9 protein-coding genes are annotated in these 17,380 nt (G+C 75.6%); 7 read left to right on the top strand and 2 right to left on the bottom strand.

All coding sequences use genetic code 11. From position 1 onward, the window contains the following. Nucleotides 1-13: 13 nt before the first annotated feature. Nucleotides 14-2,833, bottom strand: coding sequence for a flippase-like domain-containing protein (locus ACFU9E_RS02860; RefSeq protein ID WP_380680569.1), 2,820 nt, complete (start codon nucleotides 2,831-2,833; stop codon nucleotides 14-16). A gap of 134 nt (nucleotides 2,834-2,967) precedes the next feature. On the opposite strand from ACFU9E_RS02860, the gene ACFU9E_RS02865 reads away from it, so the two are divergent. The 4 genes from ACFU9E_RS02865 to ACFU9E_RS02880 all read left to right on the top strand — a co-directional run bounded on the left by ACFU9E_RS02865 (nucleotide 2,968) and on the right by ACFU9E_RS02880 (nucleotide 11,679). Further along, complete coding sequence (locus ACFU9E_RS02865; protein ID WP_380680572.1) at nucleotides 2,968-3,324, top strand: MGMT family protein; 357 nt, start codon at nucleotides 2,968-2,970, stop codon at nucleotides 3,322-3,324. A gap of 125 nt (nucleotides 3,325-3,449) precedes the next feature. Further along, the gene (locus tag ACFU9E_RS02870; RefSeq protein WP_380714715.1) at nucleotides 3,450-6,911 is read left to right on the top strand and encodes an ATP-dependent helicase; all 3,462 of its coding nucleotides are present in this window, start codon (nucleotides 3,450-3,452) and stop codon (nucleotides 6,909-6,911) included. A 95-nt stretch (nucleotides 6,912-7,006) separates the two neighbouring features. After that, a complete protein-coding gene (locus tag ACFU9E_RS02875) occupies nucleotides 7,007-10,219 on the top strand; it encodes a UvrD-helicase domain-containing protein (RefSeq protein ID WP_380680578.1) in 3,213 nt (1,070 codons plus the stop codon). A 191-nt stretch (nucleotides 10,220-10,410) separates the two neighbouring features. Then, nucleotides 10,411-11,679 carry a PP2C family protein-serine/threonine phosphatase gene (locus ACFU9E_RS02880; RefSeq protein ID WP_380680581.1) on the top strand — a complete coding sequence of 423 codons (1,269 nt, stop codon included), beginning with the start codon at nucleotides 10,411-10,413 and terminating at the stop codon, nucleotides 11,677-11,679. Between the two features lie 13 nt (nucleotides 11,680-11,692). Here the strand turns inward: ACFU9E_RS02880 and ACFU9E_RS02885 are convergent, their stop codons facing one another. Then, entirely contained in the window at nucleotides 11,693-12,664 is a 972-nt protein-coding gene (locus tag ACFU9E_RS02885) for an endonuclease/exonuclease/phosphatase family protein (RefSeq protein WP_380680584.1), read from the bottom strand. A gap of 150 nt (nucleotides 12,665-12,814) precedes the next feature. On the opposite strand from ACFU9E_RS02885, the gene ACFU9E_RS02890 reads away from it, so the two are divergent. The 3 genes from ACFU9E_RS02890 (at nucleotide 12,815) to ACFU9E_RS02900 (ending at nucleotide 17,247) form a co-directional block, all read left to right on the top strand. After that, the gene (locus ACFU9E_RS02890) at nucleotides 12,815-13,453 is read left to right on the top strand and encodes a PadR family transcriptional regulator (protein ID WP_380680587.1); all 639 of its coding nucleotides are present in this window, start codon (nucleotides 12,815-12,817) and stop codon (nucleotides 13,451-13,453) included. 135 nt (nucleotides 13,454-13,588) lie between these two features. After that, nucleotides 13,589-14,362 (top strand): ABC transporter ATP-binding protein, encoded by a 774-nt coding sequence (locus tag ACFU9E_RS02895; RefSeq protein WP_380680590.1) that lies wholly within the window; start codon nucleotides 13,589-13,591, stop codon nucleotides 14,360-14,362. After that, nucleotides 14,359-17,247 (top strand): FtsX-like permease family protein, encoded by a 2,889-nt coding sequence (locus tag ACFU9E_RS02900; RefSeq protein WP_380680593.1) that lies wholly within the window; start codon nucleotides 14,359-14,361, stop codon nucleotides 17,245-17,247. Before ACFU9E_RS02895 ends, ACFU9E_RS02900 begins: the two co-directional genes overlap by 4 nt. Nucleotides 17,248-17,380: the final 133 nt, after the last annotated feature.

Consider the following 17,380-nt stretch of genomic DNA (forward strand, 5'->3'; position numbering starts at 1 on the left):
GGGAACCGGCCGCCTACAGCGCGCCCTTGCGCTGGAGCACGTTGTAGGAGATCCAGCCGGGCAGCACCGGCAGCCAGAAGGTCAGCGCCCGGTAGAGGAAGACCGCCGGGGTGGCGACGGCCGGCGGCACGTCGGCGACGGTGAGCGCACCGATCAGCGCGACCTCGACCGGGCCGATGCCGCCGGGGGTGGGGATGGCGGAGCCGGCCGCGTTGGCGGTCAGGAAGACCACGGCGACCGCCGAGAAGGAGATCGAGCCGCCGAAGGCCTGCACCGAGGCGTCCAGGCAGGCGGTGAAGGACAGCGTCAGCAGCAGGATGCCGCCGAAGCCGGTGATCAGCTTGCTGGGCGTCTGCATCAGGTCGAGCATCCGGGGCACCACGCCGAAGAACAGCGAGCGCAGCCGGTTGAGCACGAACCGCCGCAGCGGGGCGACCGCCGCGACCACCAGGGCCAGCACGGCGGCGCTCAGCACCCCGATGATCACCGCACGGGAGGCGGAGAGGTCGCCGTTGGTCTGGCTGCCGGTGATGAGGCCGAAGCTGAACAGCAGCAGCAGGTGCCCGGCCAGGCCCGCCAGCTGGGAGGCGCCGACCGAGGCGACCGCCTGGCCGGAGCGGATGCCCGCCTTCTGCAGGTAGCGGGTGTTCAGCGCGATGCCGCCGATCGCGGCCGGGGCGACCAGCTTCACGAAGGACCCGGCGAGCTGGGCGGCCACGGTGCGGCGGAACGGCAGCTTCTCCGGGACGAAGCCGGTCAGGCTCATCGACGCGGCGACGTAGGAGAACGCGGCCGCGGCGAGTGCCACCGCCGCCCAGGCCCAGTTCATCTGGGAGAGCTTCAGCTGCGCCGGCTTGACGGTGGTGAGCGTCAGGTAGGCGGCGAAGGTGAGCGCGACCACCATGATCAGGCTCTTCGGCTTGAGCCGCTCCAGCTTGGCCGGCTCCATCGGAGCCTCGGGGGCGATCTGCAGGATCTGGGCGCGGATCCGGCTGAGCAGGTCCTCGCCGGCGACCGCGATGTCCTCCTCGGCCTGCTGCTGGGTGCGTTCCCCGGCGGCGACCTGCTCCAGCGCCCTGGCCCGGGCGGCGGTCTTGCGCTCCTTGCTGAGCTTCTTCAGGTCGATGCGGGTCGAGCGGCTCATGCCGACCGGCTGCAGCAGCGGCAGCGACTGGGCGACCCGATCGGCGCCGAGCACCGCGTTGGCGGTGGCGACCGTCCGCTCGGGGCCGATCCGCAGCGCGAAGGTGGTGAGCAGCTGGGCGACGTCGATGCGCAGGGTCAGGTCGGTGGCGGCGATGTCGCCGCCGGAGAGGTTGACCAGGCAGGCCGTCTTCCCGTCGACGACCAGCAGCGACTCGCCGGTGAGCCGCCGGTGGGCGATCCGGCGCTCGTGCAGGGCGGCGACCGACTCCCACAGCGAGGCCATCACCGGGTCGGTGATCTCCTCGTCGGTCAGGTCGTCCAGGGTGCGGCCCTCGACGTTCTCGTAGACCAGGATCGCGGCGTCCGGGCCCAGCTCGGAGGTGGCGACCAGTTGCGGGGCGCGGGCCCCGGAGGCGGCGGCCGCGTAGGCGATCAGCGCCTCCTGCTCCAGTGCCTGGCGCAGCGACTGCGGGCTGCGCCGCACGGCCACCGAGCGCAGCCGCAGCCGGCGCCAGGCCCGGTAGAAGAAGCCGGAGGCCTGCTGCTCGCGGTCGACGATGTGGACGTCCAGCGGCGGGCCGCTCTGCTGGGCGACCAGGTAGCGGCGGGTGCCGCCGGGGGCGTCGGGGGCGCGGTGGGCGCTGGCCGGGGTGAAGCCGACCTTGCGCAGGCCGATCATCAGGTGCTGGCCGGTGGGCCGGATGTTCGGCGAGCCGATCGCGTAGAGGGTGCCGTAGGCGACGGACCAGCCGATCAGCACGGTGAGCAGCAGGGACAGCGGGGTGGTGTAGCCGCCGAGCAGTTCGGTGATGCCGCTGAAGACGACGACCACCCACAGGGCGACCCGCCACCGGGGTCTGCTCGACATGCCGACGGCCGTCATGTAGGCGATCACCGGGGCGAGGTAGCCGTGCACCGGGTCGGTGAGGGTGCCGACGGAGTCCAGCGGGAAGCGGGTCAGGGCGTCCCGGATGTGGTCGGAGGCGCCCTCGGCTACCCACCAGTCGATGCCCAGTGAGACACCGTAGGCCAGCACCGAGGCGAGCACGCCGTCGGCGACCCGCAGGCCGTCGCGCTTGATCAGCCGTTCCACGGCGAAGGCGAGCGGGACGGCCAGCACCGCGACGTTGGAGATCAGGCCGGTGATGGTGGAGAGCACCGGGGAGAAGCGGGGCGCGTTCTCGGCGATGTCGATCTCGATGCCGGTGGTGGTCGAGGTCGCCACCCCGGCGAGCACGAAGACCGCGACGATGCCGAAGACGCCGGCCAGGAAGCGGATGAGATCGGAGGGCCGGTGCGCGCGGGCGGCGAGCAGCGGCTCGTCGACGTCCAGGTGCGGGGTGTCGTCCAGGGGGTCGTGCCCGGGGCGCGGGCCGCTCCCGTCGGGCGGGCCGGCCGCGTTCGCGGTGGGCTCCGGTGCGGACGGCTCGGGCGCGGACGGCTCCGGCACCGACGGCTCGGGCGTGGCGGGCGCGGACGCCGCCTCGGGCGCGGTGGGCTGGGTCGGTACGGCGGCGGGGGCCCCGGTCGCGGGGCCGGCCGGCTTCGGGCTCTTGATCATCCGGTCCTTGATCAGGGAGACTTCCGGTGGGGTCGTGGCGTCGGCGTCACCGCCGCCGCCTGCGGGCATGCCGTCGGAGGACTCGTCGGAGCCCTCGTCCACACCCACGTCAGCCGTCCCGGTCATCTGGTCTTGTCCTCGTATCACCACTCACCGCCCCGAAGATGGTGGCATGCCTCGGCTCCCCGCGCTGGACAGGGGCCGGATCGGGCGCGGCGGATCCTGCCCAGCGTGCCCGCGGAGCGGCCGGATGCGGAAGAATGCCGCAGGTGACGGACGACACCCACGACGCCGGCCCCGGCGAGCTGCCGCCCTTCGCCGAACTGGTGCTCGACCTGACCGAGCGGATTCCACCCGGCCGGGTGATGACCTACGGAGACGTCGCCGAGTACCTCGGCCAGGGCGGCCCCCGGCAGGTCGGCCGGGTGATGGCCCTGTACGGCGGCGCCGTGCCCTGGTGGCGGGTGATCCGCGCCGACGGCCGGCTGCTGCCCGGCCACGAGCACCGCGCCCTCGCCCACTACGGCGAGGAGGGCACCCCGCTGCGCGAGCTCGCCGACCCGCCCCGGGTCGACCTGCGGCGCGCCCGCTGGGACGGCGGGCCGGCCGACGGGTGACCCGGGCCGGGATCGGCGGAACCCCGTGCGCGGACGGGAATGACGGAGCAGGATCGTAGGCTCGATACGGCGGGCCCCTCGGCGGGCCCGCCCGCAGTTGCCCGAGCACGACCCCCAGGACGTCCGTGACCTCCCCCTACCGTCTGGTGCGCAGCCCCCTCGTGCCGCCCGCCCCGCCCGAGCTCGACGCCTACCAGCGCGCCGTGGTCGAGCACGCGGGCGGCCCGCTGCTGGTGCTCGCCGGACCGGGGACCGGCAAGACCACCACCCTCGTCGAGGCCGTCGCCCGGCGGATCGAGAACGGCGCGGACCCCGAGCGGATCCTCGTCCTCACCTTCAGCCGCAAGGCCGCCATGGAGCTGCGCGACCGGATGGCCGGGCGGCTCTCCGCCACCGCCGCCGACGCCCGCGCCGCCGCCCCGCAGGCCACCACCTTCCACTCCTTCTGCTACGCCCTGCTCCGCGCCCACCAGGACCCGGCCGACTACGCCGAGCCGCTGCGCCTGCTCTCCGGCCCCGAGCAGGACGTCATGGTCCGCGAGCTGCTCGCCGGCGGCGCCGAGGACGCCCGGCGCGGCCGCTCCCGGATCGCCTGGCCGCTCGACCTGCGCGCCTGCCTCACCACCCGCGGCTTCGCCGACGAGGTCCGCGCCGTGCTCGCCCGCAGCCGCGAGCTCGGCCTCGGCGAGGCCGAGCTGGCCCGCTTCGCCGAGGGCGTGCGGCGCCCCGACTGGGCCGCCGCCGCCCACTTCCTCGCCGACTACCTCGACGTGCTGGACCTGCGCGGCGTCCTCGACTACGCGGAGCTGGTGCACCGGGCTGTGCTGCTCGCCGAACGCCCCGAGGTCGAGCGGGACCTGCGCGAGCGCTACGACGCGGTCTTCGTCGACGAGTACCAGGACACCGACCCCGCCCAGGTCCGGCTGCTGAGCCGGCTCGCCGGCGGCGGGCGCGAACTGGTCGCCGTCGGCGACCCCGACCAGTCGATCTACGCGTTCCGCGGCGCCGACATCAACGGCATCCTGGAGTTCCCGCAGACCTTCCGGCACGCCGACGGCCGCCCCGCCGACGTCAAGGTGCTGCGGGTCTCGCGCCGCTCCGGCGCCGTGCTGCTCGCCGCCGCCCGCGAACTCACCCGCCGGATGCCGATGGGCCGGCTGCCCGCCGACAAGCTCGCCCAGCACCGCGCCCCGCTGCCCGCCCGCGAGGGCGGCCGGGTCGAGGTCTACACCTACCCGACCCCCGGCGCCGAACTGGACTCCATCGCCGACCTGCTGCGCCGCGCCCATCTGGAGGACGGCGTGCCGTGGGGCGAGATGGCCGTCCTGGTCCGGGCCGGCGCCCGGTCCATCCCCGGGGTGCGGCGGGCGCTCGGCGCGGCCGGCGTCCCGCTGGAGATCGACGGCGACGACCTGCCGCTGCGCGAGGAGCCGGCCGTCGCCCAGCTGCTGCTCGCGCTGCGGGTCTGCGCCGAGCAGGCCGTCCGGGACCGGCAGGACGACGGCGAGGACGGCGACGGCGGCGACGGCGGCGACGGCGGCGGGGCCGCGGACGGCGGTGGCCCGGGCACGTCCGACCCGCTCACCACCGACCTCGCCCACGCCCTGCTCACCAGCCCGCTCGGCGGCCTCGACGGCGCCGACCTGCGCCGCCTCGGCCGCACCCTGCGCGAGGAGGAGCGCGCCGCCCTGCGCGCCGGGTCCGCCGCCGGATCCGCGGACGGGTCCGCCGACGGCGCCGGAAGCGCGCCCGCCGCCGTGCCCCGCCCGGCCGGCGAACTCCTGCGCGAGGCCCTCGCCGAACCCGAGCGCCTCGCCGTCCTCGACACCCCGTACGCCCGCCGCGCCCACGACCTCGGCACCCTGCTGCGCAAGGTGCGCGAGTCCCTGGCCGGCGGCTGCACCGCCGAGGACGCCCTCTGGCAGCTGTGGGACGGTTCCCGCCGCTGGCGCGAGCGCCTGGAACGGGCCGCCCTGCGCGGCGGCGCCGCCGGCCGCAACGCCGACCGCGACCTCGACGCGGTCTGCGCCCTGTTCGAGACCGCCGCCCGCGCCGAGGAACAGGTCACCGGCCACCGCGGCGCCCTGGACCTGCTCGCCGAACTGGAGGCCCAGGACATCGCCGCCGACACCCTCACCGTGCGCGCCGTGCGCCCCGAGGCCGTCCGGCTGATGACCGCCCACCGCGCCAAGGGCCTGGAATGGCGCCTGGTCGTCGTCGCCGGCGTCCAGGACGGCCTCTGGCCCGACCTGCGCCGCCGCGGCTCCCTGCTGGAGGCCGACCGGATCGGCCGCGACGGCCTCGCCGAACCGCTCACCCCCGCCGCGCTGCTCGCCGAGGAGCGCCGCCTCTTCTACGTCGCCGCCACCCGCGCCAAGGACCGGCTCGTCGTCACCGCCGTCAAGGCCCCCGCCGACGACGGCGACCAGCCGTCCCGCTTCCTGCGCGAGCTCTACCGCGAGGACGTCGACCCGCCCCCAGCCTCCGGCCGGGGGTACCCCCAGCACGGCAAGAAGCTGAGGCGCACCCCGCCGGTCACCGTCGAGGACGTCACCCACCGCCCGCGCCGCCCGCTCGCCGTGCCCGCGCTGGTCGCCGAGCTGCGCGCGGTCACCGTCGACCCCGCCCGCTCGCCCGAACTGCGCCGCGCCGCCGCCGAACGGCTCGCCGTCCTCGCCCTCGCCACCGACGACGAGGACCGCCCGCTGGTGCCCGCCGCCCGCCCCGAGAGCTGGTGGGGCCTGGAGGACCCGACCGCCGCCCCCGACCCGCTGCGCTCCGCCGACCTGCCGGTGCGGCTGTCCGGCAGCGGCCTGGAACAGCTGGAGAACTGCTCGCTGCAGTGGTTCCTCGACAAGGAGGTCAAGGCCCGCGGCACCTCCTCCGCCGCGCAGGGCTTCGGCAACGTCGTGCACGCCCTCGCCGACGAGGTGGGCTCCGGCCGCACCCCCGCCGACCTCGCCGTGCTGATGGAACGCCTGGACACCGTCTGGGACGCGCTGGCCTTCGACGCCCCGTGGAAGTCCCAGCAGGAGAAGACCGAGGCCCGCGCCGCCCTGGAGCGCTTCCTCACCTGGCACGTGATGGCCCGCGGCCGCGACGTCGTCGCCACCGAGCACGGCTTCGACGTCACCCTCGACGCCGGCGGCGTCCAGGTGCGCATCCGCGGCTCGATGGACCGCGTCGAGAAGGACGAGGCCGGCCGCGCCTACGTCGTCGACTTCAAGACCGGCAAGCAGACGCCCACCGACAAGTCCCTGCCCGAGCACAAGCAGCTCGCCGTCTACCAGCTCGCCGTGCGCTCCGGCGCCCTGAACGGGCTGCCCGGCTTCGACGCGGCCTCCCCCGAGTCCGGCGGCGCCGAACTCGTCCAGCTGCGCAAGCCCGACAAGGGCGCCGCCGACGCGCCCAAGGTGCAGCGCCAGGACCCGCCCGACGGCGAGCCGTGGATCGAGAACCTGCTCGCCGACGCCGCCGGGCGGATCCTCGCCGAGCGGTTCGTCCCGCAGACCGGTGGCGGCTGCGACCGCTGCGCCTTCCGCCGCAGCTGCTCCGCCCAGCGCGACGGCGCCCAACTCGTCGAGTAGCGCAACGGCCGGTGGACACCGGATGTGGCGGACGCGGCACGTGGCCGTCGCCACAGCGGCCCCCGGCTGTCGGCGGCCCCGGCTACCGTTGCGTGGTGACCGCCGTGCTCAGCCATCCCGACCAGCTCAAGGAGCTGCTGGGCATCCCCTTCAACCGGGAACAGATGGCGGCCATCGGCGCCCCGCTGCGGCCGGCCGTCATCGTCGCCGGCGCCGGCTCCGGCAAGACCACCGTGATGGCCGCCCGGGTCGTCTGGCTGGTCGGCTCCGGCGCGGTGCGCCCCGAACAGGTCCTCGGCCTCACCTTCACCAACAAGGCCGCCGGCGAACTCGCCGAACGCGTGCGCGCCGCCCTGCGTCTCGCCGGGGTGGCCGACCCCGAGGACGGCGAGGCGCTCGGCGAACCCGAGATCTCCACCTACCACGCGTTCGCCGGCCGCCTGCTCAAGGAACACGGCCTGCGCATCGGCATCGAACCCGACGTTCGGCTGCTCGCCGACGCCACCCGCTTCCAGCTCGCCGCCAAGGTGCTGCGCACCGCCCGCGGCCCGTTCCCCGCGCTCACCGGCACCTTCACCAACCTGGTCGCCGACCTCACCGCCCTCGACGGCGAACTCGCCGAGCACCTCGTCGAGCCCGCCGCCCTGCGCGCCTTCGACGAGGACCTGCTCGACACCCTCGCCGGCGTCAGGCTCGGCAACGAGGACCTGCGGGCCGTGCCGGCCACCGCCCGCGCCCGGCTGGAACTGCTGCGCCTGGTCGAGGACTACCGGCGCCGCAAGAGCGCCGCCGGCCTGATGGACTTCGGCGACCAGATCGCCGCCGCCGCCCGCCTCGCCCAGCAGCGCCCCGAGGTCGGCGCCCTGCTGCGCGACCAGTACCGGGTCGTGCTGCTCGACGAGTACCAGGACACCTCCGTCGCCCAGCGCCTGATGCTCGCCGGACTGTTCGGCGCCGGCCCCGACGGCACCGCCCCCGGCCACCCCGTCACCGCCGTCGGCGACCCCTGCCAGGCCATCTACGGCTGGCGCGGCGCCTCCGTCGCCAACCTCGACGACTTCCCCCGCCACTTCCCGAACGCCGACGGGACCCCCGCCGACCGGTACGCGCTCAGCGAGAACCGCCGCAGTGGCGGACGGCTGCTCGCCTTCGCCAACGAACTCGCGGCGCCGCTGCGCGCCATGCACGAGGGCGTCGAGGCGCTGCGCCCCGCCCCCGGCGCCGAGACCGACGGCCGGGTGCGGGCCGCGCTGCTGCCCACCCACGCCGAGGAGGTCGACTGGCTGGCCGACGAGATCGACCACCTGGTGCGCACCGGCACCGCCCCCGGCCGGATCGCCGTGCTGTGCCGGGGCGGCGCGGCCTTCCCCGACGTGCACGCCGCACTGGTCGCCCGGGACGTGCCGGTCGAGGTGGTCGGTCTCGGCGGGCTGCTCCACCTGCCCGAGGTCGCCGACCTGGTCGCGGTCTGCGAGGTGCTCCAGGACCCGACCGCCAACGCCGCGCTGGTGCGGCTGCTGATCGGCCCGCGCTGGCGGATCGGCCCGCGCGACCTCGCCCTGCTCGGCCGGCGCGCCGCCGAACTCGTGCGCACCGAGCGCCCCGAGGGCGTCGAGGCGCTCGCCGCCGCCGTCGCCGAGACCGACCCCACCGAGGTCGTCTCGCTCGCCGACGCCCTGGAGACCTTCCTGGACGCGCAGGAGGCCGACGAGCTGCCCTTCTCCGCCGAGGCCCGGGTCCGCTTCGCCCGGCTCGCCCGCGAACTGCGCGAGCTGCGCCGCTCGCTCGCCGAGCCGCTGATGGACGTGCTGCACCGGGTCCTCGCCGTCACCGGCCTGGAGGTCGAACTCGCCGCCTCCCCGCAGGCGCTGGCCGCCCGCCGCCGGGAGACCCTGCACGCCTTCCTGGATGTCGCCGCCTCCTTCGCCGACCTCGACGGCGACCCCGGCCTGGCAGCCTTCCTGGGCTTCCTGCGCGCCGCCCAGGAGCACGACCGCGGCCTGGACGCCGGGCTGCCCGGCGGCGAGGACACCGTCAAGGTCCTCACCGCGCACAAGTCCAAGGGCCTGGAGTGGGACGTCGTCGCCGTCCCCGGCCTGGTCAAGGGCGCCTTCCCGTCCTCGTCCCCGCGCGAGCGCTGGACCAGTACCAAGCGCGTCCTGCCGCACGCCCTGCGCGGCGACGCCGCCACCCTGCCCGACGTGCGCGGCGGCTGGAACGCCAAGTCCGTGAAGGAGTTCAGGACCGCCCTCGCCGAGCACTCCGCCGTCGAGGAACTGCGGCTGGGCTACGTGGCCTTCACCCGCCCGCGCGCCCTGCTGCTCGCCTCCGGCCACTGGTGGGGGCCCAGCCAGAAGTCCCCGCGCGGCCCGTCCGCCTTCCTGGAGCAGCTGCGCGAGCACGCCGAGCGACCCGGCAACGGCGAGATCACGGCCTGGGCCGAGCCGCCCGCCGACGGCGAGGAGAACCCGGCGCTCGCCGCGCCCGTCGAACGCCCCTGGCCGCTGCCGCTGGACCCGGCCGCCCAGCACGCCCGCCGCCGGGTCGCCGGGGTGGTGCACCGCCGGCTGGCCGGGGAGCCCGCCCCGGAGCCCGAGCCGATGGCCCCCGAGGACCGCCGGCTGGTGGAGTCCTGGGACCGCGACCTGACCGCGCTGCTCGGCGAGTTGGAGCGCTCCCGCACCCGGGTGCGGGAGGTGCCGCTGCCCGCCTCGCTCTCCGCCACCCAGCTGATGCGGCTGGCCGCCGACCCGGACGGCTTCGCGCACGACCTCGCCCGCCCGATGCCCCGCCCGCCGCAGCCCGCAGCCCGGCGCGGCACCCGCTTCCACGCCTGGGTGCAGTCCCGGATCGAGCCGCTGATGCTGGTCGGCCCGGGCGCGCTGCCCGGCGCCGACGACGACGGCATCGAGGACGAGCAGGACCTGGAGCGTCTCAAGGAGGCGTTCCTGCGCACCCCGTACGCGCACCGCGAGCCGCTGCGGGTCGAGGCGCCCTTCCACCTGGTACTGGCGGGCCGGGTGGTGCGCGGCCGGATCGACGCGGTCTATCGTGACGGTGACGACGGGTCAGAAATGGGCGGCGCGTCACGCTACGAAGTGGTGGACTGGAAGACGCACCGGGAGGAGACCGCCGACCCGCTCCAACTCGCCGTCTACCGGCTGGCCTGGGCCCAACAGGCGGGCGTCCCCCTGGAGCAGGTCACGGCCTCGTTCCTGTACGTCCGCAGCGGCCGGATCGAACAACCCGCAGGACTTCCCGGCCGAAAAGAGTTGGAACGGCTCCTGATCGGGAACAGTGAAGAATGAGTCACGGAGAGCATTCAAGTCATCACGGCATCGGGCGAAACCTGTGCGTAGTGCACGTTTCGCGCATATTGTGGGGTCGGTAACCGGTCACCCCCCGAACTCCGGCCGCCAGCGACGCCCGCATTCCCTAACCCTCAGTCATCACCGCAGGTGCCCCAGGGCATCGGCGTCTTCTGCTGGAGAAACCGAAGTTGAGCGCGACCGGATGGATCAGAGAACGGTTCGCCGGGCCGACCCCGGGATCCGTACCCGGCGCGACCGGCACCTGGCCGAGGACGGCACTGTCGCTGCCGTTCATCGGCATGGCGCTGGTCGTCGTCCTCGACTACTTCACCGACGCCGCGGTGACCGTCGAACCGGCGCTCACCGCCGTCCCCGCGCTGGCCGCCGTGGTCAGCCGCCGCACCTGGTACCCCCTCGCCATCGGCGCCCTCACCGAGGCCGCCGCCTTCCTGATGGCCTTCCGCAACGACGTGCTCGGCGAGTCCGTGCACAGCGCCACCGTCTTCGCCATCGTCCTCGTCGCCGCGATCGGCTGGGTCAGCGCCACCCTGAGGCTGCGCCAGGAGCGCCTGCTCGCCGACGCCCAGCTCGTCGCCTCGATCGCCCGCCGCGTCCTGCTGCGCCCCGTCCCCGACCGGATCGGCACCGTGCGCGCCGCCGTCCACTACGCGGCCGCCGCCGCCCACGCCCGCATCGGCGGCGACCTCTACGAGGTCGTCAACACCCGGCACGGCGTGCGCGCCGTCGTCGGCGACGTGCGCGGCAAGGGCCTGGGCGCCGTCGAGACCGCCGCCGCCGTGCTCGGCGCCTTCCGCGAGGCCGCCCACCAGGAGGCCGCGCTCGACCGGGTCGCCGGCTGGCTCGCCGACAGCCTCGACCGCGCCCTGCACGAGAACGACCACCCCGGTGTCGAGGAGGAGTTCGTCACCCTGGTCCTCATCGGCGTGCGCCCCGACGGCACCGCCGAGATCGTCAACTGCGGCCACCCCGCCCCGCTGCTGCTGCGCGGCACCGAGGCCGCCCGCCCGCTCGAACTCGCCGAGACGGTGCCCCCGCTCGGCGTCCTCGACCCCGCCGACGTCCGCCCCCCGGTCCACCGCGTCCCGCTGCTCCACGGCGACCGGGTGCTGCTCTTCACCGACGGCGTCATCGAGGCCCGCGACCGGGCCGGCGCCTTCTACCCGCTCGCCGAACGCCTCCCGCGCTGCGCCCACGGCGGCGGCCCCGTCGACGTGCTGCGCCGCCTGCACGAGGACGTGGTGCGCCACGTCGGGCGCCAGCTCGGCGACGACGCCGCCATGCTGCTCCTCCAGTACGAGCCCCCGCCGGCCGCCGGAACCCCGGCCGCCGCCCTCACCGCCGCGCACGCCCCCGCCGACCCCGACCGCCCGCTCACTCCGCCCGCCCCGCCCGTGCCGATGGTCCCCCAGCAGAACGGGCACCTGTCCCGGCAGTGACCGGTGCGGAGGCCTAGAGGGACACCCGCACCAGCAGCGGCCGGTGGTCCGACACCCCCGTGCGCGGCGCGGACGCCGCCCCCACCGCGGAGCGCGGCACCCCCACCGCCAGCACGTGGTCGAACTGCACCGCCGGCCGGTGCGAGGGGTACGTCGGCGTGCGCACCAGGTCCGACCAGCCCTGCAGCCGCGCCCGCGGCTCCCGCACCCGCCGCCGTCGCGGCTCCACCAGCGCCGGCCGGGCCCGGCGGGCCGCCCGCAGCTCCCGCACCCGCACCCGCGGCGCCGAACGCTCCAGCGCGCTCGCCCCGCCCAGCACCGTGCGCGGCACCGCGCCCACCAGATTGAAGTCCCCCAGCACCAGGTACGGCTGCGGCAGGTCGGCGATCCACCGGCGGATCGCCGCCAGCTGCGCCATGTTCCAGCCCGGCACGAACGACAGGTGCGCGGCCACCACGGTGAACGGGCCGTGCGCGCCCTCCAGGACGGCCGCCAGCGCGGCCCGCGGCTCGTCCGGCACCGGCGTCAGCCCGCGCCGCCCGGCCACCCGCAGCGGCAGCCCGAACGGCGCCGGCGCGAACCGGCGGGCCCGCCAGTGCCGCACCGGCAGCCGGGTCAGCAGCGCCGTGCCGTAGGCGGGCGGCGCGTCGTCGCCGACCTCGGCCGGTCCGTACACCCGGATCCCGGTCGGCGCCGAGGCCTCCGGCAGCCAGCCGGCCACCGGCGCGGGCCGGCCGTGCAGCGCGGCGGCGAACCGCCAGTCGGCGGCGCCCATCGCCTTGGCGGCGACGGCGGTCTGGTCGGTGCCGCCGGAGCGGGCCTGGCCGCGGTCCACCTCCTGGAGCGCCAGCACGTCGGCGTCCAGCGCGGCCACGGCCTCGGCGAGCGGCCCGCCGGGGTCGGTGGGGAAGGGCCGCGGGGCGCCGTCGGGCGCGAGCGGCTGACCGTGCAACAGATTGAAGGTGGCGATGCGCAACTGGCTCACGCCCCCCGACGTTACCCCGCGCCGGTGACGGCCGGACCCCCGGTCGGCTCCCCGCTCGGCTCCCTGGCCACCCCCGGACGGACCCCTGACCGCCCCCGGACGGGCCCCTCCGGCTTGACCCGTCGAGCATACCCGGTATACATACTCGGTATGTCCATCCGCCACGGCCTGCTCGCCCTGCTCGACCAGGGGCCGCGCTACGGCTACCAACTGAGAACCGAGTTCGAGGCGCGCACCGGCGCCACCTGGCCGCTCAACGTCGGCCAGGTCTACACCACCCTCGCGCGTCTGGAGCGCGACGGCCTGGTCGCCCCCGCCGGGGAGGACGAGGAGGGCCACCAGTTCTACGAGGCCACCGACGCCGGCCGCGCCGAACTGCGCGCCTGGTTCGACACCCCGGTGCCGCGCACCAACCCGCCCCGCGACGAACTCGCCATCAAGCTCGCGATGGCCGTCACCGTCCCCGGCGTCGACGTGCCCGCCGTGGTCCAGGGCCAGCGCCGGCACAGCATCAAGGCGCTCCAGGACTACACCCGGCTCAAGGCCCGCGCCCTGGCCGGCGAGGCCCGCCCCGGTGGCGCCGAGGAGCAGCCCGGCTCCGACCTCGCCTGGCTGCTGGTCCTCGAACAGTTGATCTTCCAGACCGAGGCCGAGGTCCGCTGGCTCGACCACTGCGAGACCAGGCTGGCCCAGCGCGCCGAGATCGAGCAGGCCCGGGCCGCCGAGACCCGCGACGGCCCGGGCCCGGCCGCGCCCACCCGGTTCGGCCGCCGCCGCAGCAAGGCCTGAGCAGCCCGAACCACCTCAACCGCCCGACGTGCCCGAACGACCCGAAGCACCCGCACCACCCGAACCGTGCGAACCACCCGAATCACCGGCCCGCCCGCGCCACCGCGCGACGGCCCCACCACAGCAGGGGGAAACGTGTCCCACACCGGCCCGAGCGGGAACGGCGCCAACGCCGTCCTGCACCTGGACAACGTCACCCGCGTCCACGGACAAGGTGCCGCCGAGGTCCAGGCGCTGCGCGGAGTCGACCTCAAGGTCCACCCCGGCGAGTTCGTCGCCGTCATGGGCCCCTCCGGCTCCGGCAAGTCGACCCTGCTGACGCTCGCCGGCGGCCTCGACACCCCCAGCACCGGCCAGGTGCTGGTCGAGGGCGTCGCGCTCGGCGGACTCAACCGCAAGCGGCTCGCCGAGGTCCGCCGCCGCTCCGTCGGCTACGTCTTCCAGGACTACAACCTCATACCGGCCCTCACCGCCGCCGAGAACATCTCCCTGCCGCGCGAACTCGACGGCCTGTCCGCCCGCGCCGCCCGCCGCGAGGCCCTCGTCGCCCTGGAGGAGCTCGGCATCCCCGAACTCGCCGACCGCTTCCCCGACGACATGTCCGGAGGTCAGCAGCAGCGCGTCGCCATCGCCCGCGCCCTCATCGGCGACCGCCGCCTCGTGCTCGCCGACGAACCCACCGGCGCCCTCGACTCCACCACCGGTGAAGCCGTGCTCGCCGTACTGCGCGCCCGCTGCGACGCCGGCGCCGCCGCCATGATGGTCACCCACGAAGCCCGCCACGCCGCCTGGGCCGACCGCGTCGTCTTCCTGCGCGACGGCCGGATGGTCGACGAGAGCGCCAGCCAGGACGCCGGCAGCCTGCTCGTCGCCGCCGCCGCCAACGCGAAGGGCTCGGTGGGCGAGTGAAGCTCGGTTCCTGGCGGGTCGCCCTGCGCATCGCCCGCCGCGACGCCCTGCGCGCCAAGGGCCGCAGCGCCCTCGTCGTCGCCATGGTCGCCCTGCCCGTGCTCGGCGTCACCGGCGCCGACGTGTTCTTCCGCAGCGCCGAACTCGACCCCGTCGAGAAGATCGAGCGCACCATGGGCCGGGCCGACGCCTCCCTGGAGATCGTCGAACGCGGCGCCATCGTGCTGCAGACCCCCGACCCCGCCGTCGACCGCAAGATCACCACCGTCGACGAGGCGAAGAAGGAGAACGGCAAGCCCGTCCTCACCCCCGAGCAGCAGCGCGGCCTCGACACCCCGCCCGCCGACCTCGTCCGGCAACTGCTGCCCGGCGCCACCCTGGTGCCGCTGCGCGAGGGCCCCTACCTCACCACCAGCACCGCCGAGGGCCTCGCCAACGTCCGGGTCACCGAACTCGACCTGACCGACCCCGTCTGGCAGGGCCGCTACGACATGGTCGAGGGCCGCGCGCCGAGCGCCGACCACGAGATCGCCGTCACCCGGGCCTTCCTCGACACGTCCGGGCTGAAGATCGGCGACCGCACCTCGCCACGCGGCCTCGAAGCCACCCCGTACACCATCACCGGCGTCGCCGAGTACCCAGGCGACCTGCGCGGGCTGACCCTGTTCGCCCGCCCCGGCGCCCTGCTCGACCCGCTCGCCAAGCTGCCCGGCAACGCCGAGTCCGCGCCGCGCGGGCGCACCTCCGTCAGCGAGGAGGTCAACAACTGGCTCGTCAAGCTGCCCGCCGGGACCACCCTCGACTGGGCCAAGGTCGTCGAGCTCAACAAGTACGGCTTCCTCGCCGCCTCCCGCAGCGTGATCCTCGACCCGCCGCCCCGCGCCGAGATTCCGTTCTACGTCTACCAGGACAGCCAGGGCGGCGGCAGCGGCCCCACCCCGTTCCTCGACCGGACCTCGGTCGTCGTCATGGGCACCGTCATGGGCATGGCCCTGCTGGAGATCGTGCTGCTCGCCGGCCCCGCCTTCGCCGTCGGCGCCCGCCGCTCCCGCCGCCAGCTCGGCCTGCTCGCCGCCGGCGGCGGCGACCGCTCCCAGGTGCGCGCCGTCGTCCTCGGCGGCGGCGTGGTGCTCGGCCTCACCGGCGCCGTCGTCGGCCTGGGCCTCGGCCTCGGCCTGGTCGCCCTGCTGCGCACCCGGGCCGAGGAGTTCTCCGGCCAGCGCTTCGGCCATTTCGACCTCCAGCCGCTCGACCTGCTCGGCATCGCCGCGATCGGCCTCGTCACCGGCCTGCTGGCCGCCGTCGTGCCCGCCGTCCAGGCCTCCCGGCAGGACGTCGTCGCCGCCCTCACCGGCCGTGACAACCTCAAGCCGCCCAGCCGCAGGCTCGCCCTGCTCGGCCTGCTGATGCTCGGCGGCGGCTCCGCCCTCGCCCTGCTCGGCGCCACCGGGGACTTCGGCGGCCGCTCCCTCAGCGTCCTCGGCGGCTCGGCGATCGCCGAACTCGGCATGGTCGCCCTCGCCCCCTACCTGGTCGGCCTCTTCGGCCGGATCGGCCGCTGGCTGCCGCTCGGTCCCCGGCTCGCCCTGCGCGACTCGGTGCGCCACCGCGGCCGCACCGCCCCCGCCGTCGCCGCCGTCATGGCCGCCGTCGCCGGCTCCGTCGCCGTCGGCGTCTACACCGTCAGCAGCGACGAGGAGCAGCGCCGGGAGTACGTCGCCTCCGGCCCCGCCAACTCCGTCATCCTCGCCGCCGGCTGGGGCGCCGGCGCCGACGGCTCCATGCTGCCGCAGATGCGCGGCGCCGTGCAGAACAGCGTCCCCGGCCTGGGGACCCGCGCCGACGTCCAGCGCGTCAACTACCAGGGCGACTGCATGGTCAGCCGCAACGGCAACTGCGGCTGGGCCACGCTCGTGCTGCCCGAGGAGCGCCGCTGCCCCGCCTGGGGCCGCCACAGCCTGGCGGTCAGCCCGGAGGAGCTGGACCGGCTCAGCCGTGAGGACCCGCGCTGCAAGTCGGACCGGATCTCCCGCGGAAGCCCCTTCGGCATGGTCCAGGCCGGTGACGGCGCCCTGCTGCGCAACCTCTACGACGTCACCGACACCGCCACCGTCCAGGCCCTCGCGGCCGGCAAGGCCGTCGTCTTCGACGAGCGCTTCGTCAAGGACGGCAAGGCCATCCTGGAGCTCACCGAGCCGAGGGACCAGAACAACCCCGAGGCCGAGCCGGCCGTCCACCCCGTCACCGTCGACGCCCACCTCGCCGACTCCCCGCTGGGCCGCTTCGACCAGGTCGTGCTCAACCCCGACACCGCGCAGCGCCTCGGCCTCACCACCCGCGACACCGGCTCGGTGTGGCGGCCCGAGGCCGCGACCTCCGACGGCGCGGAGCAGAAGGCCCGCGCCGCGCTCGCCAAGCTCACCGACGGCATCCAGTTCGACATCGAGCGCGGCTACCGGTCTCCGGGCAACCTGATCACCCTCGGCCTCACCGTGTTCGCCGGCCTGGTCGCGCTCGGCGCCGCCGGCATCGCCACCGGCCTCGCCGCCGCCGACTCCCAGCGGGACCTGACCACCCTCGCGGCGGTCGGTGCCGCACCCCGGATCCGGCGCACCCTGTCCGGCTTCCAGTGCGGCGTCATCGCCGCGATGGGCGCCGTGCTCGGCACCGTCGCCGGCGTCGTGCCCGCGATCGCCCTGCGCAAGGTCGAGGCCGCCGCGGGCGCCTATCCCGGGATGAGCGCGCAGGAGCAGGCGGCCAAGGCCGTCCTGGTGTTCCCCTGGCTCAACATCGGGGGCACCCTGATCCTGCTGCCGCTGCTCGCGGTGGCGCTGGCCGCGCTGCTCACCCGCTCGCGGATCTCGCTGCTGCGCCGCACCGGCTGAGCCGCTCGCGTCGGCCCGGTCCCGACGACCGGTCCCGACGACCCGTCCCCGGCACCCCGGACGCCCGCGCGCGTCCGGGGTGCCGGACGTCCGTGCCGTCGGGGGTGCCGGGGCCGGCGCCGGAGGCATGGGT

The sequence above is a fragment of the Kitasatospora sp. NPDC057595 genome, assembly GCF_042800875.1.
Taxonomy (GTDB): Bacteria; Actinomycetota; Actinomycetes; order Streptomycetales; family Streptomycetaceae; genus Kitasatospora.